Source organism: Nocardia sp. NPDC049220 (genome assembly GCF_040647855.1).
Classification (GTDB): domain Bacteria; phylum Actinomycetota; class Actinomycetes; order Mycobacteriales; family Mycobacteriaceae; genus Nocardia.
Window position 1 is genome coordinate 1,253,896 of the sequence record NZ_JBEZDA010000001.1, and the last position, 25,834, is coordinate 1,279,729.

General features: G+C 66.4%; 26 protein-coding genes and 2 pseudogenes. 16 read left to right on the forward strand and 12 right to left on the reverse strand.

The window, feature by feature from the left end:
* Positions 1-74 precede the first annotated feature (74 nt).
* The 4 genes from rpoZ to AB0C34_RS05575 all read left to right on the forward strand — a co-directional run bounded on the left by rpoZ (position 75) and on the right by AB0C34_RS05575 (position 5,453).
* The gene (gene rpoZ / locus AB0C34_RS05560; protein WP_357067712.1) at positions 75-356 is read left to right on the forward strand and encodes a DNA-directed RNA polymerase subunit omega; all 282 of its coding nucleotides are present in this window, start codon (positions 75-77) and stop codon (positions 354-356) included.
* Between the two features lie 42 nt (positions 357-398).
* Positions 399-1,622: a bifunctional phosphopantothenoylcysteine decarboxylase/phosphopantothenate--cysteine ligase CoaBC gene (gene coaBC, locus AB0C34_RS05565; RefSeq protein ID WP_357067714.1), complete on the forward strand. Its 1,224-nt coding sequence runs from the start codon at positions 399-401 to the stop codon at positions 1,620-1,622.
* Positions 1,623-1,847: 225 nt separating this feature from the next.
* On the forward strand, positions 1,848-3,059 hold the full coding sequence (metK, locus tag AB0C34_RS05570) for a methionine adenosyltransferase (protein WP_357067716.1): 1,212 nt from the start codon (positions 1,848-1,850) through the stop codon (positions 3,057-3,059).
* A 102-nt stretch (positions 3,060-3,161) separates the two neighbouring features.
* Positions 3,162-5,453 carry a primosomal protein N' gene (locus AB0C34_RS05575; RefSeq protein ID WP_357068523.1) on the forward strand — a complete coding sequence of 764 codons (2,292 nt, stop codon included), beginning with the start codon at positions 3,162-3,164 and terminating at the stop codon, positions 5,451-5,453.
* Positions 5,454-5,489: 36 nt separating this feature from the next.
* On the opposite strand, the gene AB0C34_RS05580 is transcribed toward AB0C34_RS05575, so the two are convergent.
* Entirely contained in the window at positions 5,490-6,335 is an 846-nt protein-coding gene (locus tag AB0C34_RS05580) for an NAD(P)H-binding protein (RefSeq protein WP_357067718.1), read from the reverse strand.
* Between the two features lie 71 nt (positions 6,336-6,406).
* Here AB0C34_RS05580 and AB0C34_RS05585 point away from each other — a divergent pair, with 71 nt between their 5' ends.
* The 3 genes from AB0C34_RS05585 (at position 6,407) to AB0C34_RS05595 (ending at position 8,834) form a co-directional block, all read left to right on the forward strand.
* Positions 6,407-6,988, forward strand: a complete 582-nt coding sequence (locus AB0C34_RS05585; protein ID WP_357067720.1) for a TetR/AcrR family transcriptional regulator — start codon at positions 6,407-6,409, stop codon at positions 6,986-6,988.
* Between the two features lie 122 nt (positions 6,989-7,110).
* Complete coding sequence (locus tag AB0C34_RS05590) at positions 7,111-7,752, forward strand: PadR family transcriptional regulator (protein WP_357068525.1); 642 nt, start codon at positions 7,111-7,113, stop codon at positions 7,750-7,752.
* 59 nt (positions 7,753-7,811) lie between these two features.
* Entirely contained in the window at positions 7,812-8,834 is a 1,023-nt protein-coding gene (locus tag AB0C34_RS05595) for an alpha/beta fold hydrolase (RefSeq protein WP_357067722.1), read from the forward strand.
* A 63-nt stretch (positions 8,835-8,897) separates the two neighbouring features.
* Here AB0C34_RS05595 and AB0C34_RS05600 read toward each other — a convergent pair whose 3' ends face one another.
* From AB0C34_RS05600 to AB0C34_RS05630, 7 genes and pseudogenes are all read right to left on the reverse strand, one after another.
* Complete coding sequence (locus AB0C34_RS05600; RefSeq protein ID WP_357067724.1) at positions 8,898-10,025, reverse strand: FAD-dependent monooxygenase; 1,128 nt, start codon at positions 10,023-10,025, stop codon at positions 8,898-8,900.
* A 166-nt stretch (positions 10,026-10,191) separates the two neighbouring features.
* Positions 10,192-11,271, reverse strand: a complete 1,080-nt coding sequence (locus AB0C34_RS05605) for a methyltransferase (protein ID WP_357067726.1) — start codon at positions 11,269-11,271, stop codon at positions 10,192-10,194.
* A gap of 223 nt (positions 11,272-11,494) precedes the next feature.
* Complete coding sequence (locus tag AB0C34_RS05610; protein WP_357067728.1) at positions 11,495-11,689, reverse strand: hypothetical protein; 195 nt, start codon at positions 11,687-11,689, stop codon at positions 11,495-11,497.
* A gap of 295 nt (positions 11,690-11,984) precedes the next feature.
* Positions 11,985-12,277: pseudogene (locus tag AB0C34_RS05615) on the reverse strand (helix-turn-helix domain-containing protein).
* Positions 12,278-12,327: 50 nt separating this feature from the next.
* Entirely contained in the window at positions 12,328-12,594 is a 267-nt protein-coding gene (locus tag AB0C34_RS05620) for an SRPBCC domain-containing protein (protein ID WP_357067730.1), read from the reverse strand.
* The gene (locus tag AB0C34_RS05625) at positions 12,591-12,779 is read right to left on the reverse strand and encodes a hypothetical protein (protein WP_357067732.1); all 189 of its coding nucleotides are present in this window, start codon (positions 12,777-12,779) and stop codon (positions 12,591-12,593) included. The genes AB0C34_RS05620 and AB0C34_RS05625 overlap by 4 nt, the downstream gene beginning before the upstream one ends.
* A 322-nt stretch (positions 12,780-13,101) precedes the next feature.
* Entirely contained in the window at positions 13,102-14,328 is a 1,227-nt protein-coding gene (locus AB0C34_RS05630; protein ID WP_357067734.1) for a cytochrome P450, read from the reverse strand.
* 765 nt (positions 14,329-15,093) lie between these two features.
* Here AB0C34_RS05630 and def point away from each other — a divergent pair.
* From def to AB0C34_RS05650, 4 genes and pseudogenes are all read left to right on the forward strand, one after another.
* The gene (gene def / locus AB0C34_RS05635; protein WP_357067736.1) at positions 15,094-15,660 is read left to right on the forward strand and encodes a peptide deformylase; all 567 of its coding nucleotides are present in this window, start codon (positions 15,094-15,096) and stop codon (positions 15,658-15,660) included.
* Positions 15,660-16,583 carry a methionyl-tRNA formyltransferase gene (fmt, locus tag AB0C34_RS05640; protein WP_357067738.1) on the forward strand — a complete coding sequence of 308 codons (924 nt, stop codon included), beginning with the start codon at positions 15,660-15,662 and terminating at the stop codon, positions 16,581-16,583. Before def ends, fmt begins: the two co-directional genes overlap by 1 nt.
* The gene (locus AB0C34_RS05645) at positions 16,580-18,358 is read left to right on the forward strand and encodes a transcription antitermination factor NusB (RefSeq protein ID WP_357067740.1); all 1,779 of its coding nucleotides are present in this window, start codon (positions 16,580-16,582) and stop codon (positions 18,356-18,358) included. The genes fmt and AB0C34_RS05645 overlap by 4 nt, the downstream gene beginning before the upstream one ends.
* 58 nt (positions 18,359-18,416) lie before the next feature.
* Positions 18,417-18,754 (forward strand): annotated as a pseudogene (locus tag AB0C34_RS05650) (MmcQ/YjbR family DNA-binding protein); the annotation flags it as partial.
* Between the two features lie 18 nt (positions 18,755-18,772).
* Here AB0C34_RS05650 and AB0C34_RS05655 read toward each other — a convergent pair.
* Complete coding sequence (locus AB0C34_RS05655; RefSeq protein ID WP_357067742.1) at positions 18,773-19,666, reverse strand: RNA polymerase sigma factor SigF; 894 nt, start codon at positions 19,664-19,666, stop codon at positions 18,773-18,775.
* A complete protein-coding gene (locus tag AB0C34_RS05660) occupies positions 19,666-20,088 on the reverse strand; it encodes an anti-sigma factor (protein WP_357067744.1) in 423 nt (140 codons plus the stop codon). The genes AB0C34_RS05655 and AB0C34_RS05660 overlap by 1 nt, the downstream gene beginning before the upstream one ends.
* A 96-nt stretch (positions 20,089-20,184) precedes the next feature.
* On the opposite strand from AB0C34_RS05660, the gene rpe reads away from it, so the two are divergent.
* Positions 20,185-20,841, forward strand: a complete 657-nt coding sequence (rpe, locus tag AB0C34_RS05665) for a ribulose-phosphate 3-epimerase (protein ID WP_357068527.1) — start codon at positions 20,185-20,187, stop codon at positions 20,839-20,841.
* Positions 20,842-20,847: 6 nt separating this feature from the next.
* Here rpe and AB0C34_RS05670 read toward each other — a convergent pair whose 3' ends face one another.
* Positions 20,848-21,318 (reverse strand): hypothetical protein, encoded by a 471-nt coding sequence (locus AB0C34_RS05670; RefSeq protein WP_357067746.1) that lies wholly within the window; start codon positions 21,316-21,318, stop codon positions 20,848-20,850.
* A gap of 562 nt (positions 21,319-21,880) precedes the next feature.
* Here AB0C34_RS05670 and AB0C34_RS05675 point away from each other — a divergent pair.
* The 4 genes from AB0C34_RS05675 (at position 21,881) to AB0C34_RS05690 (ending at position 25,126) form a co-directional block, all read left to right on the forward strand.
* On the forward strand, positions 21,881-22,501 hold the full coding sequence (locus AB0C34_RS05675; RefSeq protein ID WP_357067748.1) for a riboflavin synthase: 621 nt from the start codon (positions 21,881-21,883) through the stop codon (positions 22,499-22,501).
* A 365-nt stretch (positions 22,502-22,866) separates the two neighbouring features.
* Positions 22,867-24,111 carry a bifunctional 3,4-dihydroxy-2-butanone-4-phosphate synthase/GTP cyclohydrolase II gene (locus AB0C34_RS05680; protein WP_357067750.1) on the forward strand — a complete coding sequence of 415 codons (1,245 nt, stop codon included), beginning with the start codon at positions 22,867-22,869 and terminating at the stop codon, positions 24,109-24,111.
* A 31-nt stretch (positions 24,112-24,142) separates the two neighbouring features.
* Positions 24,143-24,622: a 6,7-dimethyl-8-ribityllumazine synthase gene (gene ribH / locus AB0C34_RS05685; protein ID WP_357067752.1), complete on the forward strand. Its 480-nt coding sequence runs from the start codon at positions 24,143-24,145 to the stop codon at positions 24,620-24,622.
* Between the two features lie 3 nt (positions 24,623-24,625).
* On the forward strand, positions 24,626-25,126 hold the full coding sequence (locus tag AB0C34_RS05690) for a PH domain-containing protein (RefSeq protein ID WP_357067753.1): 501 nt from the start codon (positions 24,626-24,628) through the stop codon (positions 25,124-25,126).
* Between the two features lie 326 nt (positions 25,127-25,452).
* Here the strand turns inward: AB0C34_RS05690 and AB0C34_RS05695 are convergent, their stop codons facing one another.
* Positions 25,453-25,569, reverse strand: coding sequence for an SEC-C metal-binding domain-containing protein (locus AB0C34_RS05695; protein WP_357068529.1), 117 nt, complete (start codon positions 25,567-25,569; stop codon positions 25,453-25,455).
* Positions 25,570-25,834: the final 265 nt, after the last annotated feature.

Sequence of the window (25,834 nt, forward strand, 5' to 3'; positions counted from 1 at the left end):
CCTGCGCATGAGTGATCAGAGCCCGGAGGGCCCTTCGCTCGTGCGACATCCCGATACCAGCAGGAGCCTCCCTAGTGAGCAGTACGGACACCACCACCGCGCCCGCCTATGACACGCCGGTCGGCCTCACCAACCCGCCGATCGACGAGCTGCTGGAGCGCACTTCGTCCAAGTACGCCCTGGTGATCTACGCGGCCAAGCGGGCCCGTCAGATCAACGACTACTACAACCAGCTCGGCGACGGCATCCTCGAGTACGTCGGTCCGCTGGTCGAGCCCGGCCTGCAGGAGAAGCCGCTGTCGGTCGCGCTCCGGGAAATCCACTCCGACCTGCTCGAGCACTCCGAAGGCGAGTGAGCGAACCGAGTTCGCAATGACCACAACTAAGCCGGAGGCGTAGTGACCACACGGATCGTTGTCGGCGTCGGCGGAGGGATCGCCGCGTACAAGTCATGCGCACTGGTCCGACGGTTTACTGAAACCGGACATCACGTTCGGGTGATCCCCACCGAGTCGGCGTTGCAATTCGTCGGCAAGGCGACCTTCGAGGCGCTGTCCGGGAACCCGGTGCACACCGGCGTGTTCTCGGACGTGCCCGAGGTCCCGCACGTTCGGCTGGGCCAGGAGGCGGACCTCGTGGTCATCGCGCCGGCGACCGCCGACCTCATGGCCCGCGCGGCGTCCGGCCGCGCCGACGACCTGCTCACCGCCACATTGCTGACGGCCCGATGTCCGATCCTGTTCGCGCCCGCGATGCACACCGAAATGTGGGAGCACCCGGCTACCGTCGCCAATGTCGCGACGCTGCGGGCGCACGGCGCGATCGTCATGGAACCCGCGGCGGGCAGACTCACCGGTGCCGATACCGGTCCGGGGCGGCTTCCCGAGCCCGAGGAGATCTTCGGCCTCGCCGCACTGCTGATGGAGCGCGCTGACGCGATCCCGCGTGATCTGGAGGGCCGCAGAATTGTCATCACGGCCGGCGGCACCAGGGAACTGCTGGATCCGGTGCGTTTCCTAGGCAACCGCAGCTCTGGCAAGCAGGGGTACGCGCTCGCCCGAGTGGCGGCCCAGCGTGGCGCCCAGGTGACGTTGATCGCGGGCAACACGATCGAGATGGCCGCTCCCGCGGCCGTCGACCTGGTGCACATCACCACCGCCGAACAGTTGAAGATCGCTGTCGACAAGCACGCGGTCGATGCCGACGCGGTGGTCATGGCTGCGGCTGTCGCCGATTTCCGGCCGACCAACGTCGCCGCCGCCAAGATCAAGAAGGGCGCGGGCGAGCCTGACGTCATCAAGTTGACCAAGACCGACGATATCCTCGCCGGGTTGGTGCAGGCCAGGCGCGATGGTCAGCTGCGCGGGACCGCGATCGTCGGCTTCGCCGCGGAGACGGGTGACGAGCACGGCGACGTCCTCACCTACGCGCGGGCCAAGCTCGCCCGGAAGGGGTGCGATCTGCTGGTGGTCAACGCGGTCGGCGAGGGCAAGGCGTTCGAGGTGGACACGAACGACGGCTGGCTACTCGGCGCGGATGGCACCGAGCAGGCGCTCGACCACGGCTCGAAGGCGTTGCTCGCCAGTCGGGTGCTCGACGCGCTGGGTACGTTGTTGCGCTGAGGTCGTCTGCGTCCTCGGCCATGATGGCCGATCGGAGGCGGTGCGGTCCGTATCGTCCATATCGGCCGAGTCGTCACGAGTTCGGCTGTCTGGGATGGCTGTGTGGCCGAGGGCCCGCCGCGTCGGTGGTTTGGAATAGTCTGAGATGTAAGGGTTGCGTGGTAGTGGCACCGCGTTACTGTCGCAATCCGATACGAGTAACCCGTTGAGGGAGAGGGAAGAACTGTGCGCACGTCCGGCAGTCGGCTTTTCACCAGTGAGTCCGTGACCGAAGGTCATCCGGACAAAATCTGTGATGCCATCAGCGATTCCATCCTCGACGCGTTGCTGGCGGAAGATCCGCGCAGCCGGGTCGCGGTGGAGACCCTGGTGACGACCGGTCAGGTCCACGTCGCAGGTGAGGTCACCACATCGGCTTATGCGGATATTCCACGAATTGTCCGGGAGAAAGTCCTGGAAATCGGATACGACTCGTCCGCAAAGGGTTTCGACGGGAATTCTTGCGGTGTGAATATTGCGATCGGTGCGCAGTCGCCGGATATTGCGCAGGGTGTCGACACCTCGCACGAGGCGCGCGTCGGGGGTTCCGACGACGAGATCGAGCGGCAGGGTGCGGGCGACCAGGGCCTGATGTTCGGGTACGCCACTACCGACACCCCCGAGTTGATGCCGCTGCCGATCGCGTTGGCGCACCGGTTGTCGCGTCGGCTCACCGAAGTACGCAAGTCCGGCATGCTGCCGTACCTGCGGCCGGACGGAAAGACCCAGGTCACCATCGAGTACGACGGAGATCGTCCGGTTCGTCTGGATACGGTGGTCATTTCCACCCAGCACGCCGCCGACATCGACCTCGACAACCTGCTCGCACCCGATATTCGGGAGAAGGTGGTCGACGCGGTCCTCGCTGACCTGGAATTGCCCACCCTGGACACCTCCAACGTCCGCCTGCTGGTCAACCCGACCGGAAAGTTCGTGCTCGGTGGCCCCATGGGCGATGCGGGCCTGACCGGCCGCAAGATCATCGTCGACACCTATGGCGGCATGGCCCGCCACGGCGGCGGTGCGTTCTCCGGCAAGGACCCGTCGAAGGTGGACCGTTCCGCCGCGTACGCCATGCGCTGGGTCGCCAAGAACGTCGTCGCGGCGGAGTTGGCCGAGCGTGTCGAGGTCCAGGTGGCCTACGCGATCGGCAAGGCCGCACCGGTCGGTCTGTTCGTCGAGACCTTCGGCACCGAGAAGGTCGACCCGGCGCGGATCTCCACGGCGATCACCGAGGTGTTCGATCTGCGCCCCGGCGCGATCATCCGCGACCTGGACCTGCTGCGCCCGATCTACGCGCCGACCGCCGCGTACGGCCACTTCGGTCGCACCGACGTCGACCTGCCCTGGGAGCACACCGACCGCGCAGACAAGCTGCGCGCGGCCATCGGCTTCTAACCCGACCGGGTCCGAGTGAACGAACCCGCGGCGGACGCCCTCGCCACTCCAGGGGACCGTCCGGCCGCGGGCCCCGCGGCCGTTGCGCGCCCGATCGCCCGGGTGCTCCCACTGCTGTCGCCGGCACATCTCGACCGCGACTTCGATTACCTGGTGCCCCCTGAGTTGGATGAGCTCGCCCAGCCCGGGGTCAGGGTGCGCGTTCGCTTCGCAGGCCGCCTCGTCGACGGCTACCTGCTCGCGCGGCTCACGCACAGCGATCATGGCGGCAAGCTGGTCAAACTGGAACGAGTTGTCTCGGCCGAGCGGGTCTTGACACCCGACATCCTGACGTTGGCCACCGCGGTCGCCGCGCGATACGCGGGCACCCGTGCCGACGTACTCCGTCTGGCCATCCCACCCCGACATGCCCGCACCGAGTCCGGCGGTCCGAAGAAGGCCGCGAATTCGCCGGTGCCGCAGCAGGATTCTTCTCTCTCTCCCGATCTCGATGATCCAGATGCGACGCCGCGGCCCGTTTCGGAACCTGCGACGAGCACGTCGAGCACGTCCGACGTGGTGCCAGGGCCTTCCGAGCGGATGCCCGCGTTTTCGAATCCCGAACTGGCTGCCTTCGCTACGGCTGCCGATCCACCGGCGGGGGCCGATGCCGCCTCGGCATCGCTTATCGGATCTGTGGTATTCGAGACAAGCGCTGATTCGCGAATCGTTCTCGAGGCATCGGCTTCGGAGGCGCCCGAGCGCGCTGACGCGAGGAACGTGCGGCCCACCTCTGCTTTTGTTGTCGATCCGGCACCCTGGGGGCGGTATGTCCACGGTGTCGCATTCCTCGCTGCGCTGGGCGAGGGGAAAGGGCCGCGGGCGGCGTGGCAGACGTTGCCAGGGGAGGACTGGCCGCGTCGGTTGGCGGAGTTGGCGGCCGTGGTCGTCGAGCGCGGGCGCGGCGCGATCCTGATGGTGCCGGACCAGCGGGATCTGGACCGTGTTTTGGTGGAATGTGTTCGACTACTGGGGGATTCGGCGGTGGGGTTGGCCGCCGGTTTGGGACCTGCCGCGCGGTATCGGCGGTGGCTCGCGGTATTGCGCGGGTCCGCGCGGGTGGTGGTCGGAACGCGTAGTGCGGTGTTCGCGCCCGTAGGTGATCTCGGGTTGATCGCGACCTGGGACGACGGGGACGACACGTATGCCGAGCTTCGGGCACCGTATCCGCACGCGCGGGAGGTGGCGATGCTGCGCGCGCATGAGACCGGTGCGGCGTTCGTCGCAGCCGGTTTCGCGCGGACCGCGGAGGTCCAGGCGGTGGTCGATTCCGGCTGGGCACATGACCTGTTAGCTGACCGAGCGGTCGTACGCGCGGCGGCACCGCGGATCAGTGCGCCAGGCGACAGTGACATCGCGATGGAACGTGATCCGGTCGCCCGCGCCGTCCGCATCCCCGCGGTGGCGTTCGCCGCCGCCCGTGCGGCGCTGAAAGAGGGGGCGCCAGTCTTGGTGCAGGTGCCGCGACGCGGGTATGTCCCGTCGTTGGCCTGCGCGAAATGCCGCACGCCCGCTCGGTGCAGACAGTGCAATGGACCGCTCGCTCTGCCGGAAGGTGGCGCGCAGCGCCCATATTCGCGCACCGAGGCGCACAGTCCTAGTTGTCGTTGGTGCGGCATCACCGACGCCGCGTTCCGCTGTGGGACCTGCGGTTCGCGAGCGCTGCGCGCGGTAGTGATCGGCGCTGCCCGCACCGCCGAGGAACTCGGTCGCGCGTTCCCCGGCGTGCCGATTCGGGGTTCGAGCGGTGGCGCGATGCTGGACGTGGTGGAACCAGGCCCGCAGGTGGTGGTTTCCACGGTCGGCGCCGAACCTGTCGCGCCGGGTGGCTACGGTGTCGCGCTGTTGCTCGACGGTTGGGCTCTGCTCGGCCGCGCCGACCTGCGCGCCGCCGAGGACGCACTGCGCCGCTGGATGTCGGCCGCCGCATTGGTCCGCGCCCACGGCCAGGTCATCGTCATGGCCGAACCGTCGATCCCCACCGTGCAGGCCCTGGTCCGCTGGGACCCCGTCGGGCATGCCCGCGCCGAGGTCGCCGCCCGCGCCGAGGTCGGGTTCCCCCCGGCCGTCCGGATGGCCGCGATCGATGGCGTGTCCGATGCCGTCACCGAACTGCTATCCCTCGCAACCTTGCCGGAGGGTGTGGACATCCTCGGTCCGGTTCCACTTCCCGACGGTGCGCGCAAACCGTTCTCCGGCGAATCCCCCGCCGAAGTCGAACGCATACTGCTGCGTGTCCAGCGCGGCTCCGGTGCCGCACTGGCCCGCATCCTCGCTGCTGCCCAAGCCGTCCGCAGCACGCACCGCTCGGACGCACCCCTGCGTGTCCAGATAGATCCAGTCGACATCGGGTGAACGTCCGGCGATAGTCCGTGCGACGGAGCGATGGACTTATTGGAAGGCGACGATATTTCGTTGTGCCCACTCCGCGAAGGCGCGGGGCTCTCGGCCTAGTACCTTCTCGACATCGGGGCTGATCCGCTGCTCCGCGGCGTGGGGCACACCGAGGATGGCCAGGGTGGTCTCGACGACTGGCTCGGGCATGAACTGCAGCATCTGTGCGCGCGCCTGGGCGCTGGTCTGCTCAAAGAATTCGATCGACTCGCCGAGTGCCGTGCCGATCGCGGCGGCCCGCTGTCGCGGAGTGCTGAGGGCAGGCCCGGTCAATTCGTAACTCTGTGCGGAATGTCCGTCCTCGCGCAGCGCCGCAGCGGCAACCTCGGCGATATCCGCCGGATCGATGACCGGTAGGCCGATGTCGCCGAACGGTGCGGCGACAGTCCGATGGGTACGCACCGATTCGATCCAGGCGAAGGCGTTGGACGCGAACCCGCTGGGTCGCAGGATCGTCCATTCCATGCCCGACTCCCGAACCGCGTCCTCGAAGGATCGTCCAAGGTTCCCGTGGGAGTTCGACTGCGGCCGAGTGACGACTCCTTGCGATGACAGCTGCACGATGCGTTGGGCGCCACCCCTTCTGGCGAGTTCGAGGATCATCCGTGGATCCAACAGATGCGCACTCGCGCCGGTGTCGTGCAGAAACACTGCGTCGGCTCCGGCGAATGCGGGGGAGAGGGTGTCGGGTTCGGTCAGGTCCGCGCTCTGGTGGCGTACGCCGTCGGGCAGTGCGATGTCCTGGCTCCCGCGGGACACCGCCACTACCCGCTCTCCTGCTTCGGCGAGGCTCCGCACAAGGCTGCGTCCGACATTGCCGGTGGCGCCCGTCACTACGATCACGATTGCTCCTCAGTTAGTTGACTGACTTATTACCGTAGCCGAAGGTTGACGACCTGTCTATAGTTAGTTGTATGACTAACTCAGCCGACGCGACATCGAAGGCGGGCAAGCGGGAGCGGTTGGCCGCCGCGGCGGCTCAGGTGTTTCACGAACAGGGCGTCGAGAAGACCACGATCGCCGACATCGCCCGGTCTGCCGGGGTCCCGGTGGGCAACGTGTACTACTACTTCAAAACGAAGGATCAGTTGGTGCAGGCGGCGCTCGGCGCGCATGCGCGGAGTCTGCGGGATCTGATCGCTGCGCTGGAGCGGTACGAACGGCCACAGGATCGGCTCAAGGCGCTGGTGCGTGGATGGGTCGATCAGCGGGAGGTGGCCGCGCAGTCCGGGTGCCCCACCGGGACATTGGCCGCGGAGCTGGGTAAGCGCGCCGACGGGCTCGACCGCGAAGCGGCAGTTGGCATGAGTGAGTTGATCGACTGGGTCGAGCGGCAATTCGCGGCCATGGATCGCGGCGACGCCGCCGAACTCGCCGTCGCGTTGATCGCGTCGTATCAGGGGATCTCGTTGCTGACCAATGCCTTCCATGACCCCGAACTCATGGCTGTCGAGGGGCGTCGGCTGGAGCGCTGGATCGACTCGCTGGCGGACTGAGTCCGGCGCGCACATCCTTGCCTCGGCGGACGACATGCGGTACGTACACCCCCTTGCTTTCGATGCATTGCCGATATATCGTCGATAATATGAATCGAATACATAAGCCATGGGAGGCCGACATGGAGCACAGGGAACATCGAGCATTCGGCCGGCGCGGGCGCGGGCCGCTGCCGGGTGTGGAGGGCGTGGAGTCGCAACGGCGATTCCGTCGCGGTGGCCGGCACGGGTTCGGGCCCGAGTTCGGGCCGGGCTTCGGGCCTGGTTTCGGCCCGCAGTTCGGTCGCGGTCGCGGTCGCGGCGGCCGGGGCCGCCGCGGCGACGTCCGTGCCGCCGTGTTGTTGCTGCTCGCCGAGCGTCCGATGCACGGATATGAGCTCATCCAGCAGATCCGCGAGCGCAGCGACGACATCTGGCGGCCGAGCCCTGGGTCGGTCTATCCGGCGCTCGCGCAGCTGGAGGACGAGGGGTTCGTGCTGATCGAGAAAGTCGCCGGACGCAAGACCGCGAAGCTGACCGAGGCGGGCGCCGAGTACGTCGCCGCCCACCGGGACGAGCTGGGCGATCCGTGGGTGGAGGTTAAGCAGGACGTCGGCGCACAGGCGATCGACCTGCGCGGGCTGGTAGGGCAGCTGATGGGTGCGGTAGCACAGGTCGCCGCCGCTGGCACTCCGGAGCAGGCCGCACGTGCGGCCCAACTGCTCACCGAGACCCGCAAGTCCCTCTACCGGATCCTCGCCGAGGACGAGACCTCCGAAAAGTAGAGATGTGAAACACGTCCTCAGGGCGAGCATTTCGACCCGATCGGGTAGATTATGGTGCGATGGGACAGCCGCGGGGTTTGTGGAACTGGGGTTTGTGGAACTTCGGTCATGCACAGGTGGGTAGCGTCGTACTGGCTTGCGTGTTGGCCGGAGCCGCGGCGCTCGGCTCCGGCGCGGCGTCCGCCGAACCGCTCGGCGTCCGCGCGCCTGAGGTGCCGACCCAATCCGCGCCGCCGCAGCAGGACCACTTGGTCGCCGCGCAGTACCTGAAGGCGCACCCCGACGCGGCGCCGATGGGCACCAACAATTTCGACTGCGTGCCGAGCGCCAGCCATCCCCGGCCGGTGGTGCTCGCGCACGGAACCGATTCTGCGGCCTATTCCGACTGGTCGGCCATCGCGCCGCAGCTGAACGCGGCCGGATACTGTGTGTTCGCGTTGAACTACGGCGGCAAACCCGGCGCGGAAACCTACGGCACCGAGGATCTGGTGCTGAGTGCCTACCAGATCGGTACTTTCGTCGACCAGGTGCTCGCGGCGACCGGTGCGAGCAAGGTCGATCTGGTGGGATTCTCGCAGGGCGCAACCGTGACCCGCTACTACGCCAACAAGCTCGGCGGCGCGTCCAAGGTCGGGAAGTGGGTGGGGATCGCCTCGCCCAGTTATGGCGGCGTCATGTACGGGCTGGTGCCGATAGCCGAGTCGATCCCCGGCGCGTTGCAGGCATTCGCCCAGGTGACCTCGCTTGCCGCGGTTCAGCAGGCCGAGGGGTCGCCGATCCTTGTCGACCTGAACGCGGGTGGCGACACGGTGCCCGGTGTGCACTACGTCACGATCGGTAGCCGAGTCGACGAGATGATCCAGCCGTTCGACAACATCGCGCTGCGCGGTCCCGGTGCGCAGAACATCGTCCTGCAGGACCTGTGTCCGTCCGACCTGACCGGGCACTTTCACATGGTCTACGACCAGTTCGTGCAGGAACTGCTGCTTACGGTCCTCGATCCGGACAGTCCGGCTCCGGTGTGCAGGCCGGTGCCACTCGGCACCGGAATCCCTGAAGTGATCATCGCCGGCCACTCCTGAGTCGGCCGGTGGGGGTGGAGCGGACCCTCCGCGCGCGGTTGCCTTCTTCGTCGTCGACTGCCGTCACGCCGGTGCGGCCATCGCTCGGTGGCAGCGCTGCTGCACAGCGTCGGCTTCGGCATGTCGGCCGGTGCGGCCGAGGTCTGCGATGTGGATCGAGGACTCGACCACCAGTCGGCATCGTTCCAGCCGCCGCTGCGTGAAAGCGCTCAATGCCTTCTCGACGTCTGCCGCGGCGGTCAATTCCTCGGCGAGGAGGACGCCGTCCTCAATGGCCAAAGCGGCGCCACTGACCAATTGTGGCGAGGGCGCGTGCGCGGCATCGCCGATGATCACGGTGCGGCCGCGGTGCCATGGACCCTCGATCATGACCACGTGCACCGGCCGCCGCACAACGACCGCCGAATCGGTGATGAGTTCTCGGACTTCGGCGACTCGCCCGCTGAACGGAGCCAGTAGCTCCCGCATGCCGTCGGCCAGGGTGTTCTCCGGTATCGGGGTGGGGTCCGCCCGGTTCTCGGTGAGGAACACATACGCTCGGTCGTCCGCGATCGGGACGAGCCCGGCGTTGCTTCCGGTTCCCGCGAACGTGTGCAGTGACGTCGCCCAGCTCGGGCGAGGTACCAGAGCCCGCCAGACCATCTGTCCGATATACCGCGCACCGCTGGGGATGCCGAGCAAGGACCGCACCCGGGAATGAACCCCGTCGGCGCCGACGACGATATCGGCGACGTGCTCACTGCCGTCGCTGAGGGTGGCTCGGACGGTATCTCCGTTGTCGTGCAACCCGTCGATCGTGCGGTCGTAATGGATCACGACCCCGGCGGCCAGCGCAGCCTCGCGCAGGATGTCATACAGCGCTGGGCGGCTGAGCCCGATCTGGCTGGGACGATTCGGACCGAGCAGCGGCGGCAACGGGATGACGTTACGCACTTCGCCGTTCGAGTCGCAATTGCTGATTGCCGTGATTCCGTAGCCCGCGGCCAGGCATTCGTCGGCGAGGGCGAGGGCATCGAGAGCTCGCAGACTCGGTCCGGTGAGGCTGAGTCCCCAGCCGGCGACCGCGCGGCTCGGACTGATATCGATGACTTCGACGGTGACGCCGCGGCGCGCGAGGGCGATCGCAAGGGTGAGGCCGCCGATGCCCGCGCCGATCAGCAGGGCACGGCGAGGGGAGGACGACGAACTCACTGGAACTCCAAATGCTGTCGATGGGGAAGTGGAAAGGTCGTTTGCCTGGCGGTGCCGGACTATGCACCGCTTTGGCGGCGTCGGTCTCGGGGGCGGCAGCGGAGCGCAACAGTGCGGTGCCCCCACTCATCCGGGTGCGGGCACCGCGTGCGCCGCGAGCATCCGGTCATTCAGCCCTGCGTGCTTCCAGGATGCTGTCGGGCGTCGCGGTGGAGATTACGCGGACCAACTCGAATCCCGCGGCAGCGAGAAGCTCGCGGAATTCCCGTTCGGTTCGCTCGCGTCCACCGGCGCTGACCATCATCTCCAGATCGAGAAAATTGCCTCGGTGTGGCCGATTGTCTTCGGGAAGAACTACTTCCATCAGAAGAAGTTGTGCCGACCCGGTCATTGCGCGGTGCACGGTGCGCAAGATCTTCTCCGCGTCACTGTCGACCCAGTCGTGCACGATGTGTTTGAGGAGATAGGCGTCACCGCCCTCGGGAACCGTATCGAAAAAGGAGCCGGCAACGACGGTGCACCGATCCGGCGCCTGCACGTCAGCGACGATTTCGGGCAGATCGAACAGAATGCCGCGGGCTTCAGGGACGCGGGCGAGAATTTCGGCGAGCATTCGGCCCCGTCCGCCGCCGATATCGACGATCGTTCCGAAGCGGCCGAAGTCGCCGGCAGCGAGCATCGGTTCCAGCATCAACTCCGAGATACTCGTCATGGCGCCGTCGAAGACGGCGCCGAATTCGCGGTCTTTGCGGACGTAATCGAAGAACGGCAGTCCGTCCATGCCTTCCGGGATTACCACGGTTCCGGTGCGCACCGCGTTGCTCAGATATGACCAATACTGGCGATGCTGAGGAGACCCGATGAACAGGGCGAAATCGCGCATCGACACCGGCGCGTCCGCGCGTAGGGGTTCGGCGAGCGGTGTCAGCCCGTAGGTTCCGTCCGGGTGCTGGGTGAAAATGCCCTGGGTGATCAGCCAGCGAAGCAGCCGCCGCAGGTAGTCGGGATCGGCGTCGATGTCCGCCGCCAGATCCGCGAGGTGACGCGGACCCGCGGCCAACGCGTCGGCGATGCCGAGTTGAGCAGCAGCACAGACGGCCTGTGCGGTAGAGGCGGCGGCAATCATCTCGAACAAGGCCAGCGGCGGCGGCGACAACTTGCGGTTGAGCGCCGTCAACGCGGTACGAATCCGCTCTACGACACGGATCACTGGCAGTGGTGGAACTTTGTTCTTGCTTGCAGCCATCCCGATATTGTGCGGTACTCAGCCGGTTTCGGCAGGTCGAGGGTGCACGATACGGCAGCCTCGACCACCCCGGGTTCGTACATCGGTGCTTCGGGCGCAAACCCATCGAGTCGTCGCGGATTACCCGACCTGGAGCAAGACTTCGTCGTGGATCCCGATCGGTGGGTCCAGAGCGACTCGCGAGAGGGTGAGCGACTCTGGATTCCCCGAATCGAGGCGACGCTCAGTTCCAGTTGTCGATTTTGACGTCGTGTGGATCGGGTGCGCCTTTTCCGGTTTCGATCAGCGACTTCAGACTCAGCAGAAAGACCGCCCATTTGGTGCTGCAATGGTGCATGAATTCCACCGGCTCTTTCCAGCCCTGGTGATTGAACCGAACAATGGTGTAATCGTCGACTTGGTCGAGGTCCCAGGCCACCTGGGTGCCGATCCATTCTTCAGGTCCGTCGACGACTTCCCACAGTACGTGCTTGCCCGGGGGTGAGTTCCACGACCTTCATATCGAATCCACCTGCCCCGAAGCGGAATTGGAGCACGCGGCCGCAGGAGCTGCCGTCGCCTCGGGTGTTTGTCGTCCACCAACCGGCGAGCCCGTCGACAGTGGTCAAGGCAGTGTAGACGTCGGCCACCGATGTTTTGATTCCGACCCTGTGCAGAATGTCGACCATTTTCTATCTTCTTTCAGTGATTGTTCTCGTATGAATTTCGTGAATTCACGGCTGTATGCCGCGTCGGTCATTATTGCGCTGAACAGTCTCGGCTATACGTCTGATGCGCCGGAGCCGGGCGTCCAATGCTGCCCCCGCCGAGGACAATTGCCCGACCGCGCGAACGAGTTGCGACTCATCCACCCGGTACTTTCTTCTCGCCCGGCCGGCGTGGCGTCCACCAAACCGACGCGATCGAGCACACCGAGATGGTTCGCGATGGCCTGTCGGGTCGCAGGCAGGTGCTCGCTGAGACTGGTGGCCGTGCCGTCGCCATCTGCTAGGAGCAGGCCGAGCATCCGCCGACGGGTCGGATCTGCGCCCGCCGACCGCAGGTCGAAGGCGGCGGTTACGGGGTGGACAGCAGTCGAGCGAGGTAGCCCCCGAGCCGGGGGACGAAAGTGTCCCATCCGGCGCGGTGTTCGCGGTACCGCTCCGCCAATCTCGCGGCCTCCCAGCCCACCTCGCGGAACCCGCTCTCGGTGAGCTGGACCCGGGTGCCCGTGCCCGACGGGGTGAGTTCGAAGGTCACCAGCAGCGAGTGCGTGGAATCGGCGACTGTGCCGTCGGGATAGCACCAGCGAAACGAGAACAATCGCGGCGGCTCTGCGTTCACCACCAGTGATTGCGACAAACTTGGCCCGGTCGTCGGACGAGCTCACCCACCGCGCCGGGAGTCGCTACGAACTCGGCGTTGTCGGTCCACCATTCCGAGAAGTGCACAGGGCTGCTGACGACTTCGAAGACCACCTCGGGCGGCGCGTCGACGTGGATCTCTCGTACGGTGCTGCCGTACTCCACGCTCTGCCTCCTTTCAAATATGCAACGTTTGGTTGCACATCAAGCTAGCCTGCGATTCGCTCTTGCGCAACCATTGGTTGCTTATTGTCGGCGTCGAATTAGGTCGTGCCCTGTGCCCGTGGCCCCGCCGATCACGTGTCGGACAAACGCAACACGATGGCGCTGCGGGCGTCCGAGCGCCGGTGGCCGTGTCGAACGACCTTCGCCCTGTCCCAGGCTACGAAATCGGCAGGGAGGGGCTTGCCGCCAACTCGCGCGTCGGTGGCAAGCGCACTTCGAGCGGAATCCGTGTCCGCGGGATCGTCGGACACAGCGGTTCTTCTCAGAGGAAATTCAATGGCGGCGACTTGGGGAAGACCACAGGAAGCGCGGCCAGCGCCCGGTGGAACGGACCCGGCCGCCAGATCAATTCCTCGACGGGGACGGCAAGACGCATCTCCGGCAGCGCATCGAGCAACTGGTCGATAGCTTCCTGCGCAATCAGCGATCCCAACGGCTTGGCCGGACATGCGTGCGGTCCGAGGCTCCACGCCAAATGCGAACGGTTACCAAGGAATTCGCCACCGGATAGCGCGGGGTCGTTATTGCACGCGGACAAGCTGATGACCACCGGCTGGTGTGCGGGCAGCCAGGTATCACCGACCAGAATCGGCTGCCGTGGATAACTGGTGGCGTAGTTCGCCACCGGTGGGTCGGTGAACAAGACCTCATCGAGGGCGTCGCGCGTCGACTGACTGCCACCCAGCACATCAGCCGCGAATCGGTCGTCGGTGAGAATCAGCAGCAGCGTATTGACGATCAAGTTCTGCTGCGGTTCCAGCGCGGCGCCGTACATGCTGATGACGTTGACCAGTATCTCCTCCTCGCTGAGGTTGGTCGGGTGCTGCACGAACCTGGTGACCATGTCGTCACCCGGTTCCGCGCGTTTCTGAATGACCAGTTCCATCAGCGCCTCGCTGAGCATCTTCATACCCAAATCGGCGTTGTCGTCGATGGCGTTGAAGAGGTGCGCCATGCCGACTGCGACCCGCTGGCCCAACTCTGGCGAACAGCCCAGCATCTCGTTCAGTCCGGCGAAGACGAGGGGGAACGCGTATTGGCTGAGCAAGTCGGCCGCACCGGCCTCGCAGAAGGTGTTGATCAGCTGGGTGGCCGTCTTCTCGACCGCGGCGTGCCGGCCGTACAGGTCGACGCCGTCGATCGCCGCCACGTTGGCTACCCGGTAGCGGGCGTGCAGCGCGCCGGCGTTACGCGCCACGCCCGGATACCACCTCATCATGGGTTTGACCGGGCAGCTGTCGGGAATTGATTCTTGCCACACCCGCGGATCGGCCGGGAAATGTTCGGGGTCGTGCAGGATCCGCACAGCCTCGCGGTACCCGATCACCAAGGTGGCCGGAACGCCGGGTGACAGCTCCACCGGCACGAAAGGGCCATAACGGCTGCGCATCTCGCGATAGACGCGATGTGGGTCCGCAGCGTATTCCGGGGTGTACAGCGCAATGCGTGGGCCGTCGGTGTCGCCCGACGATCCGATGGGGGCGTTCAAATGCGTGACTCCTGACACGAATGAAACAGGAATTCGACGAGGTCGATCGGGATTGCACGTACGTGCGCCGAGATCACGTGCGTCCGAAAGGGGAGACGAGAGGCGTGGAATCGAGCGCTCCGTAGAACGCATTACGGTCCCACGTCACCGAACTAGTTCAATAATTAACGAATACGCTCCCCGTGTTCTCGAAAGGCTGGCACCTCATCGGTCTGCTCGAGCTGCCGAAAGTCGACCACCATCGCCGCACCGAGCGGTCCGTTCGACTATGCGCGGCGGCCGTGAATTCAACGAAACATCGTGTCGCACATCGACAGGGCTCCTTCGATCGCAGGCCGAGTAGGCCAAGCCAGAAAGTATCCCATCGAAGTAAACCTTCGCCGACGAACGAGAAGAATTCTCGGGCGTGCGGTCTGCTCGTCTCCCGTGCGACGCCGGCACGGTGTCGGTGTCGATTCGACGCTCGTTCGAGCGACAGGGGAGTGACGTTCGCAGCAGTGCGGCAGACAGCGAGCTCCGACGTGTGGTCTGGCGTCTTCGCCGCAGCGTCGGCAACCAGTCGTGAAGGGCAAGGGAGTGACGTGATCGGCGAGGTAGTCTGCTCGCAGGACACTGGCCAGGTCGTTTTCGGGCGGCCGGGCGGAGGGCTCGGCACCCCGCCCGGACCGCATTGGAGTTTTACCAGTTTCCGGCCGGTGAATCCGGGATTTTCGGTCGTCTCACTAGAATGAGACGACCGTGTTCATCCGCTTCCGGGAGCCAGCCGTGACCATTCAGCCCGTTCGCCTGTTCGGCGATCCCATTCTGCGTGCCCGCGCCACGGAGGTCAGCGCGTTCGACCGGGACCTGCGGCAGTTGGTGACCGACTTGACCGAGACCATGTACGACGACGGCGGAGTCGGGATGGCCGCGCCGCAGATCGGCGTCGGGCTGCGCGTGTTCGTCTACGACACCGGCGACGCGGCCGGACACTTGGTGAACCCACAGTGGGAGGTCGTCGGCGACGAGGAACAGGTCGGGCCGGAGGGGTGCCTGTCGATACCCGACGTGCGGTACGACACGCGGCGAGCGCTGCGGGTGCGCGCGTCCGGCGTGGACTTCGACGGCACGCCGATCGGGTTCGAGGCCGAAGGGCTGCTCGCGCGGTGCGTGCAGCACGAGACCGATCACCTCGACGGGGTGCTGTTCATCGATCGACTCGACCCGGCCCAACGCAAGGAAGCAATGCGGAGCATCCGTGAATCCGAGTGGTTCGCCGCCGGATTGACAGTGCGCCCGGCGCGGTCGATGAGCGGAACGGGTCAGCCCGGTCCCTTCGGGCGGGGCCGCTGATGCGCATCGTCTTCGCGGGAACCCCGGAACCGGCGGTGCCGTCGCTGCGCCGCTTTCTGGAGTCGTCGCGCCACGAGGTGGTCGCCGTGGTCACCCGGCCGGACGCGGTGGCTGGGCGGGGGCGCAAGGTGACCAGATCTCCGATCGGCAGGCTCGCCGATGAGCACGGGATTCCGGTGCTTACGCCGCGACGTCCGTCCGAACCGGAATTCATCACGCGGTTGACCGCATTGGCGCCGGACTGCTGTCCCGTTGTCGCCTACGGCGCGTTGCTGCCGCAGCCGGTGCTCGACATCCCACGGTTCGGTTGGATCAATCTGCACTTTTCGCTGCTGCCCGCGTGGCGCGGGGCCGCGCCCGTCCAGGCGGCGATCGACGCGGGCGACGAGATCACCGGTGCGTCGACCTTCCAGATCGAAGCCGGATTGGATACCGGGCCGGTGTTCGGCATGGTCACCGAGAAGATTTCCGTCATCGACACCGCTGGCTCGCTGCTGGAGCGGCTCGCCGACAGCGGCGCCAGCCTGCTCGAGGCGACGCTGGACGGTGTGGAAGACGGCACGCTGCAAGCGGTCCCGCAATCCACCGACGGTGTCTCGTACGCGCAGAAGGTCGTAGCCGAAGCCGGGCACGTCCGATGGGATCAGCCCGCGCTGGCCATCGGCAGGCGGATCCGCGCGGTCACCCCCGCACCGGGCGCCTGGACCGAGGTCGACGGCACCCGGTTGAAACTCGGTCCGGTGGAGCTGGTCGAGGAGGTGTTGCCGGAGCGGGCGATCGAGGTCCGCAAGAGCGGCGTCTTCGTCGGTACCGCGACCACTGCCGTGCGGCTGGATAAGGTTCAGCCGCAGGGTAAGCGCATGATGGCCGCACTCGACTGGGCTCGGGGTGCGCGCTTGCGGCTCGGGGCGGTGGTCGAGTGAACCCGCGCGGCGATCGGCGCGACGAGGACAGCGCCCGCGGCGGTCGGCGGGACGACGGGCGTAACGCCGCGGGTGATCGGACGTCGTCGCAGACGAATCGGTCCGGTGGCACCCGCCGGGCGCGTACCGAGGGCGCGCCGCCGACCGGCGCGCAGCAGCGGAATTCGGCCGAGAGCGACCGTCGTCCGAACCGCGCGACACAACATCGGAATGGTGCGACGAACGGTGCCGGGCAGGCCCGTGCCGACGATCAGCGTTCCCGCGGTGGCAAGGGCGAAGGACGCGGGCGCCACCATGACGAACGGCGCGAATCCACGAGGCAGCGCGGGACGGCGAGTCGAGCGGAACGCTCCGCGGACCAGCGCAAGGCGCGTCCTGGGTCCGCCGCGAAAAACGATGCGCGCCAAGGCACCCGGGGCGCAGGTCGGGTGTTGCGCGCCGAGCATGCCGAGCTACCACGGTCGGTCGCCAGGGACGTGCTGCGCGCGGTGCGCGAGCGGGATGCCTACGCCAATCTCGTTCTGCCCACACTGCTGCGGGAACGCGGGTTATCCGGCCGGGACGCGGCCTTGGCGACCGAACTCGCCTACGGCGCGTGCCGGTCGCTCGGGTTGCTCGACGCCGTGATCGCGGCGGGCGCGGGCCGGCCGATCGAGGAGATCGACGGACCGCTGCTGGACGTGCTACGACTCGGCGTCTACCAGCTGCTGCGCACCAGGATCGGCGCACACGCCGCGGTCGATACCTCGGTCGCGTTGGCCCGTGCCGAATTCGGCACGGGCAAGGCCGGTTTCGTGAACGCCGTACTGCGTCGAGCGGCCGAGCGGACCACCGAGCAATGGATCGACGCGCTCGCACCCGACGACCCGGTGGGCCGCTCGGCCTTCGAATACGCGCATCCGGCGTGGATCGCGCAGGCGTTCGCCGACGCGCTCGGCGCGCGGGCGGGGGAACTACGTGAGGTGCTCGCCGCCGACGACGCGCGCCCGCTCGTGCATTTGGTGGCCAGGCCCGGTGACATCACCGCGGAGGAACTCGCGCTGGTGACCGGCGGTGCGGAAGGTCGGTGGTCGCCGTACGCGGTGTACCTCGATGGAGGCGATCCCGGCAAACTCGAACCGGTGCGCGAGAAGATGGCGGCGGTGCAGGATGAAGGCAGCCAGTTGGTCGCGCTCGCACTGACGCGGGCTGTGCTGGACGGCCAGGACAACGGCCGCTGGCTCGATCTCTGCGCGGGACCGGGCGGTAAGGCCGCGTTACTCGGAGCGATCGCCGCGATCGACGGCTTCCGGGTCGACGCGGTCGAGCCCGCCGAGCATCGGGCCGAACTGGTGCGTAAGGCGGTGCGCGATCTCCCGGTCGACGTCCACGTCGCAGACGGTCGCGCCAGCGGGCTGTCGCCCGGCTACGATCGCATCCTGGTGGACGCTCCCTGTACGGGTCTGGGCGCGCTGCGCCGCAGGCCGGAGGCGCGCTGGCGGCGCACCCCGGCCGATGTCCGCGATCTGGTCGTGCTGCAGCGCGAACTACTCACCGCCGCCTGGGATCTGCTGCGTCCGGGCGGGGTTGTCGTGTACTCGACCTGTTCGCCGCATCTGGCCGAAACGGTATCGATCGTCGCGGATGCCGCGCGTCGTCTGGGTGCCGAGCAGATGGACACCCGCGACCTGCTGCCTGGCGTCACCGATGTCGGCGACGGCCCCGGAGCGCAGTTGTGGCCGCACCGGCACGGAACCGACGCGATGTTCTTGGCCGCGCTCCGCAAGCCGCGCTGAGCGCGGCGGATTCCCCTCGTCCAAGTGCGGGAGTTCGGCCCCATCGCACACTCAGGGTATGCCGATGACCTGGCAGGACGTAGTGGCGCTGGCGACCGAACTCCCGTGTGTCGAGGAATCGACCTGGTGGCGTAGCCCGGCGTTGAAGGTCGGCGGCAAGGGGTTCGCCCGATTACGCACCGACGCCGAGGGAGGGCTGCTCATTGCTTGTGAGCCGGCCGAGAAAGAGGCGTTGCTGGCTACTGGTGATCGCGCGCTCTACACCACGCCGCACTACGACGGCTACGCCTATATCCTCGTCGACCGGGACCGCGTCGCCCCGCCCAGCTGCGCGAATTGCTCTACGACGCCTGGTGGCTCACCGCTGCGGCGAAGGTACGCATCCTGCGCGACCGGGGGCAGCATTCAGCGTCGTCACTCCCGGCTGGACTGCTCGCGCAGGCGGGCAAGGGTTTTGGCCAGGATGCGTGACACGTGCATCTGCGAGATCCCCATCTGCTGGGCGATCTGGGTCTGCGTCATCGATTCGAAGAAGCGCATGGTGAGGATGCGCCGTTCCCGCTCGGGCAACCCGGCCAACAGCGGGCGGATCGCGACATACTCCTCGACCCGGTCGAACTGGGACTCCTCCTCGCCGAGGGTATCCAGCAGGGATGCCTCGGTGTCGCGTCCGAGCGCCGCCGCGTCGATCGAGCTGGGCTGATAGGCATTGCCCGCGATGACGGCCTGAGTTACCTCGTCCGGGTCCACGTCCAGCTCCGCCGCGATCTCCTTCGCGGTCGGCGAGCGGCCGAGAGTTTGGGAGAGAGCGTCGATCGCCGCGCCGATGCGGAGGTGCGTCTCCTTCACTCGCCGCGGCACGCGCATCGCCCAGGTGTTGTCGCGGAAGTATCGGCGGACCTCGCCCATGATGGTCGGGACCGCGAAGGACAGGAAGTTCGAGCCGCGCTCGACATCGAAGCGGTCCACCGCATGCACCAGGCCGACCCTGGCCACTTGGGTGAGGTCGTCGAATGGCTCGCCGCGTCCGCTGAACTTGCGTGCGATGTGGTCGGCGAGCGGGATACAGCGGCCGATCAGTTCCGCACGCAGTGCGGTGTGTTGCGCTGTGCCCGGCTCGCTCGCCGCGAGTTGGGCGAACAGCAGTCCGACATCGTCGTACCCGGTGACCGCGGCTGCGACTTCGAGGGTCTCGCTCTCCTCGGTGTCCTCCTCGGTGGCCGGTGTGTCGACGTCGCCGTCCTCGGTGGTCAGCGTGTCGGCGGCATCGTCCCGCTGGGAGTCGAACACGGTCTCCTCGTCCGCCACTACGCCTTCCCCCGGACCCGACGGAACTCGACCGTCGTCGGATATCCGGAAATCGTCGCATCGAACGAATCCTGTGTGGCGTCCACCGAGTCGGTGAGCGTCCGCAGCACATGCCAGCCGAAGCTGCGCTGGTCGGGCAGTCCCGGCTTCTCCGCGACCCCGTCGACTCGGACGAGTAGCTCGGTGCCACCGACCGTGAACCGGCAGTGCAGACTTGTCTCTGGCGCCGCGACCGCGATCAGGGTCGAGCAGACCTCGTCGACAGCCAGTCGGATGTCGGCCACCTCGTCCAGCGTGAAATCGCTGAGTAGGACGAGGGTTTCGGCGAGCCCACGCACGATGGGCAGCTGTGTCACCGATGCAGCTACCCGAATTTCCACTGGGGTGCTGTAGAGCCCCTGTTCCGCCGAAATATTGATCACCCTATGCAGGCTACCCACTCGCGCGCTGGGCAACCCTGACTACCGTTAGACTGCCGCGTTGTGTCCACCCCGACTTTCTCGCGTCCGGTCGTTCCGATGATCGCCCCGTCCATCCTGTCCGCCGACTTCGCGCACCTCGCGGACGAGACGCGGGCGGTCGCGGGGGCGGACTGGCTGCATGTCGATGTGATGGACGCGCACTTCGTGCCGAATCTCACGATCGGTCTTCCCGTGGTCGAAAGCCTGCTGAAGGTGACCGACATCCCGCTGGACTGCCACCTGATGATCGACGATCCGGCCCGTTGGGCCCCGCCGTACGCCGAGGCGGGCGCCTACAATGTGACTTTTCACGCAGAAGCGACCGACGATCCGATCGCAGTTGCCCGGGACATCCGTGCGGCAGGCGCCAAGGCGGGGCTCTCGGTGAAACCCAACACAATGATCGAGCCGTATCTGGAGATCCTGCGCGAGTTCGACACGCTGCTGGTGATGAGCGTGGAGCCGGGCTTCGGCGGGCAGTCGTTCATTCCGCACGTGCTGGAGAAGGCGCGTATCGTCCGGAACCTCGTCGATGCGGGCGAGCTACGGTTGATCGTCGAGATCGACGGCGGCATCAACACCGACACTATCGAGGCGGCCGCCGAGGCCGGTATCGACTGCTTCGTTGCGGGCTCCGCGGTCTACAACACCGCCGATCCCGGCGCCACCGTGCAAGCATTGCGCAGGCAGGCCGCCTCGGTGCGGGCGCTCTGAAACGCCTTACCCGGTGCGGGTTTTCCGTGTGCCGACCTCCCGTGTCGCCGCGATCACCGCACTCAGTGGCGGCTGCGGCGCGGCGACCTCGGGTGGCCGGATCCAGGTGCGGTAGCCGGTCCGCTCATCCTGCGGCGACGGCAGCACCACTTGGCTGCCGGTGCAGGCGACCGTCGCGTACAGCCGAAACAGTTCGGCAGAAACGGCGGTGTTGAGGGTGTCCGAGTGGGCGGGGCCGGTGAGGAACGTCCACCGCAGGGCGCGCGGATGCGCCACGACCGGACCATCGATCCCGGACTCCGCGAGCCATTGCTGTACCCCGTCGCCGAGATCGGCGGGCATCGTGATGGCACCGAATTCGGTGCCGATAGTCAGCAGAATGTGACGTGAGGCGGCATCGATCGATGCCGGCAGATGGAATTCATTGCGGTACTGCCCGCAGCGGAATTCCAGCGTCGAATCGAGCAGGGCGGTCACACCGCGCTCCCGAGTTTGGCGAAGTTGATTTGACCCACTGTGGTTTTCCGGCTTCCTCGAGTTGTGAACATCCTGGTCGAACTCTTGGTCATACACTGCGTCTCCAGGGTGGACCACTGGACATCGAACTGCTCTGGGAAGTTGAACGGCGGGAATCGTCGACATAACGATATCGCTTACCTTTCCATCTGTGTGCGAGTTCGTGGTTTAAGCGTGTTCGAGTCGGGTATCAGCTGGCGGTGTTATGGGCGTGCACATAAATTCCTGCCGGTGGTATCGAATAGGTGTCCGAACAAAATATCCGCTCGCCTGCTTCGGCAATCTCGGGATAATTGGCCGTATTTCTCCCCGTTTCGGTGCCGAATGCTTGTTCAGGTGCGGCGTTGCCTGTCCGATGGTCTGGTTCGGATTCCTTTGCCGGAACCGGCTCCGGTCCTACAACCGCCGCTGTCGGCCCTGACCCGCGTCGTTACGCTGAGGGCGGGCACCATGGACGGGAATAGCGGCCGGGGCCCGCGCGGTTGCGCAATCGGGAAGTCGATGACGACAGGAGTCGAGGCACATGTTCACAGGCATCGTCGAGGAGCTCGGCGAGATCGTCGCGAGCGAGCAGTTGGCGGATGCCGCACGGCTGACGATCAAAGGCAAGCTGGTGACCTCCGATGCCGGACACGGTGATTCGATCGCGGTGAACGGGGTGTGTCTGACCGTCGTCGAGGTGGTCGGCGGCGACTCGTTCACCGTCGACGTGATGGCCGAGACGCTGAACCGGTCGAGCATCGGTGCGTTGGAACTCGGCTCGAAGGTGAACCTGGAGCGCGCCGCAGCACTCAACAGCAGGCTCGGCGGCCACCTGGTGCAGGGTCACGTCGACGGCACCGGCACCGTGCTCTCGCGAACTCCCTCGGAGAACTGGGACGTCGTGCGAATCTCGTTGCCGGAGAACATCGCTCGCTACGTCGTGGAGAAGGGTTCGATCACAGTAGACGGCATCTCGCTCACGGTATCGGGCCTCGGCGCCGCCGACGATCCCGAGGAAGGCGGCCGCGATTGGTTCGAGGTTTCGCTCATCCCGACCACGCTGTCGCTGACCAACCTCGGCTTCGCCACCATCGGCACCACGGTCAACCTGGAAGTAGACGTGATCGCCAAATATGTCGAACGTCTCCAACAGCGCAGCTGATGCACAACGAAGACCCACCCTTACAACGCCCGGCGCTTTTTTCGCACGACAGGGGTTACCCCGCACGCCACTCCCGCGGACAACGGAGTTACCGCCGAATCGGCGCGGCGCGCCTCTCACCCCCCGTGCGGCCCCACCAACGACCCTCGGTCACAAACCGCCCGGTCATCCGCCCTCCCGGCCCCGCCCGGCGCACATGTCACTATTTACCCGCCCGGGTGCGACTCGCCCTCCCGTCCTCGTCCGGTGGGTCTCGCGAAGGCCCAGCGCCGCAGGCGCCGCAAATCGGACCCAGCGCCGCAGGCCCCGCAAATTCAACACAGTACTGTGGTGAGGCACCTATTTCGAGATGGAGCACAGCAGACGTGACCAGGTTCGACAGCATCGAGCGCGCAGTCGCTGACATCGCCGCTGGTAAGGCGGTCGTCGTCGTCGACGACGAGGATCGCGAGAACGAGGGCGACCTCATCTTCGCGGCGGAGAAGGCGACCCCGGAGCTGGTCGCGTTCATGATCCGCTACACCTCCGGATATATCTGTGTGCCCCTGACCGGTGACGACTGTGATCGCCTCGGCCTTCCGCCGATGTACGCGATGAATCAGGATAAGCACGGCACCGCGTACACCGTCTCGGTGGACGCGCGCGAGGGGGTAACGACCGGTATCTCGGGCGCCGATCGGGCGACCACCATGCGGCTGCTCGCCGACGCAGATGCCAAGGCCGACGATTTCACCCGGCCAGGTCATGTGGTGCCGTTGCGCGCGAAGGAGGGCGGCGTGCTGCGCCGGCCCGGCCACACCGAGGCGGCCGTCGATCTTGCCAGGATGGCTGGGCTGCGGCCCGCGGGCGTGATCTGCGAGATCGTCAGCCAGAAGGACGAGGGCCACATGGCGCGCACCGAGGAGCTGCGTGTCTTCGCCGACGAGCACGAGCTGGCGCTGATCTCGATCGCGGACATGATCGCGTGGCGGCGCAAGCATGAGAAGCATGTGGTGCGGGTCGCGGAGGCGCGCATTCCCACGGCGCACGGTGAGTTCATGGCGGTCGGTTATCAGAGCATCTACGACGAGGTCGAGCACGTCGCACTGGTGCGCGGCAACATCGGTGACGGCGAGGATGTGCTGGTGCGCGTGCATTCGGAGTGCCTCACCGGTGATGTGTTCGGGTCGCTGCGGTGCGACTGCGGTCCGCAACTGGATGCCGCGCTGGAGATGGTCGCGGCCGAGGGGCGTGGCGTGGTGCTGTATATGCGTGGTCATGAAGGGCGCGGCATCGGCTTGATGCACAAGCTGCAGGCTTATCAGCTGCAGGATTCCGGCCGTGACACGGTCGACGCGAATCTGGAACTGGGCTTGCCCGCGGATGCCCGCGACTATGGCACCGGCGCTCAGATCCTGGTGGATCTCGGTATCCGCTCGATGCGTCTGCTCACCAACAACCCGGCCAAGCGAGTCGGCTTGGACGGCTATGGACTGCGGATCACCGCGCGGGTGCCGATGCCACTGCGCGCCAACGCGGAGAATCTCCGCTACTTGCGTACCAAGCGTGATCGGATGGGCCATGACTTGATCGGACTCGACGAGCTCGATCTCGGCGAGACGGCGCACTGAACCACGAGTAGATCCGGAAGGCGGACAATCGATGAGCGGTACCGGCGTACCGATATTTGCGCTGGAGGATGCCAAGAACCTCTCCCTGGGCATCGTCGCGTCGCGCTGGCACACACAGATTTGCGACACACTGCTCGCGAACGCGGAGCGGGTTGCGAAGGACGCCGGTGTGCACCGGATCACAGTGGTTCGGTGCGCGGGTGCGATGGAGCTGCCGGTGGTGGCTCAGGAACTCGCGAAATCGCATGATGCGGTGGTGGCGCTCGGTGTGGTGGTCCGCGGTGACACACCGCACTTCGAGTATGTGTGTGATGCCGTGACCGCGGGGTTGACCCGGGTCTCGCTGGACGAGGGCACGCCTGTGGCGAACGGGGTGCTCACCACGAACAACGAGCGGCAGGCGTTGGATCGGGCCGGGCTGCCCGATTCCCATGAGAACAAGGGAGAGCAGGCGGCGGCCGCGGCGTTGGATGCCGCGCTGACGTTGCGAGCCCTGCGGCAGCCCGTATAGCCGATGCCGGTCGTCCGCATCTTTCGCAGGTACACCGAGTCGCCGAAGCCCGGGAGCGATTCGCCGGAATGGGAGTTCGAGGTGCGTCCTCGCCGTGCGGTACGAACGGCCTGGGCGGTGGCGGTTTTGATCGTAGCCGGGTTCGCCGCGGCCGGTATCTGGCTGCGTAGTGGGTCGACGGGCGTGAACTTTCGTGTCGCCGACCAGATCGCGATGATCGGGATCGGTCTGCTCGGCGCTGGGGCGGTGTTGCTGCTGACCAGGCCGAGGGTACGGGTGGGGGCCGATGGCGTCTGCGTGCGGAACATTCTGGGCGACAACGCTTTTGCCTGGGACTACATCCGGGGCGTGTCGTTCCCGGACGGCAAATCTTGGGCGCGACTGGAATTGGTCGACGACGACTACGTCCCGATGTTGGCGATTCGATCCAACGACAAGGAACACGCCGCGCGGGCGATGGCCCGACTGCGTGAACTCGGCGGGAAGTACTCAGGACGCCAGTGATGGGCGCGTAGCGCTATCGATACTTCGATCGAAGGGGCTGTCCGGCGGGTGCGGCGTGCTGAGTGTGCTGGTTTTCGTGGCAGCTTTCACCGGCGAGCACGGCGGTTGCTCGCCGGGTAGATTCGGTCGCGCGTGTGGCGCTGTGCCCGGTCGTAGGTCCTCGAGCGCGCCTTCCGCTCGAGGAACACCTGGGCGAGCGTTCGCCACTGGGAGAACCGGCAGGCATCGGTCGACACCGCGATCCCGATCCCGGGTTGATCACCGATGGCAGCGAAATCCGGGACCGGGACTCCGTTCGCAGGGCGATCAAATGTCCGCACAGTCAGTCACGAACGTAGTAGTGGCCCATCGTGTCGTCGAGACGTCCGGTAGCACGGCAGCAGCGGCGGAAACCGGCGGCCGGAGCCGCAAGGGCAGGGGTCCTTGCCTCCGAGTTCTTCGATGAGCTCGGTGTCGTTGCCGACTAGGCGGGCACCGCGTTCGACCCTCGACTCGCTAGAGGGAACCCCTTACGGCGCTTGCTGGTTCGTTCAAAAGGAAGTATGGAACTCGTCGTGGTACATGATGTCCTCCTCGGTCGAGCGAATGAACCGCGTGACGGTAACACCGCTTCCTCTCGATAGCACCTGAATTTCACGTCGCACCCGACTAGCGAGACGAACGCCCCGACCGACCCCGCCGCGCTACTGGCGGCCGCATCTCCCGACC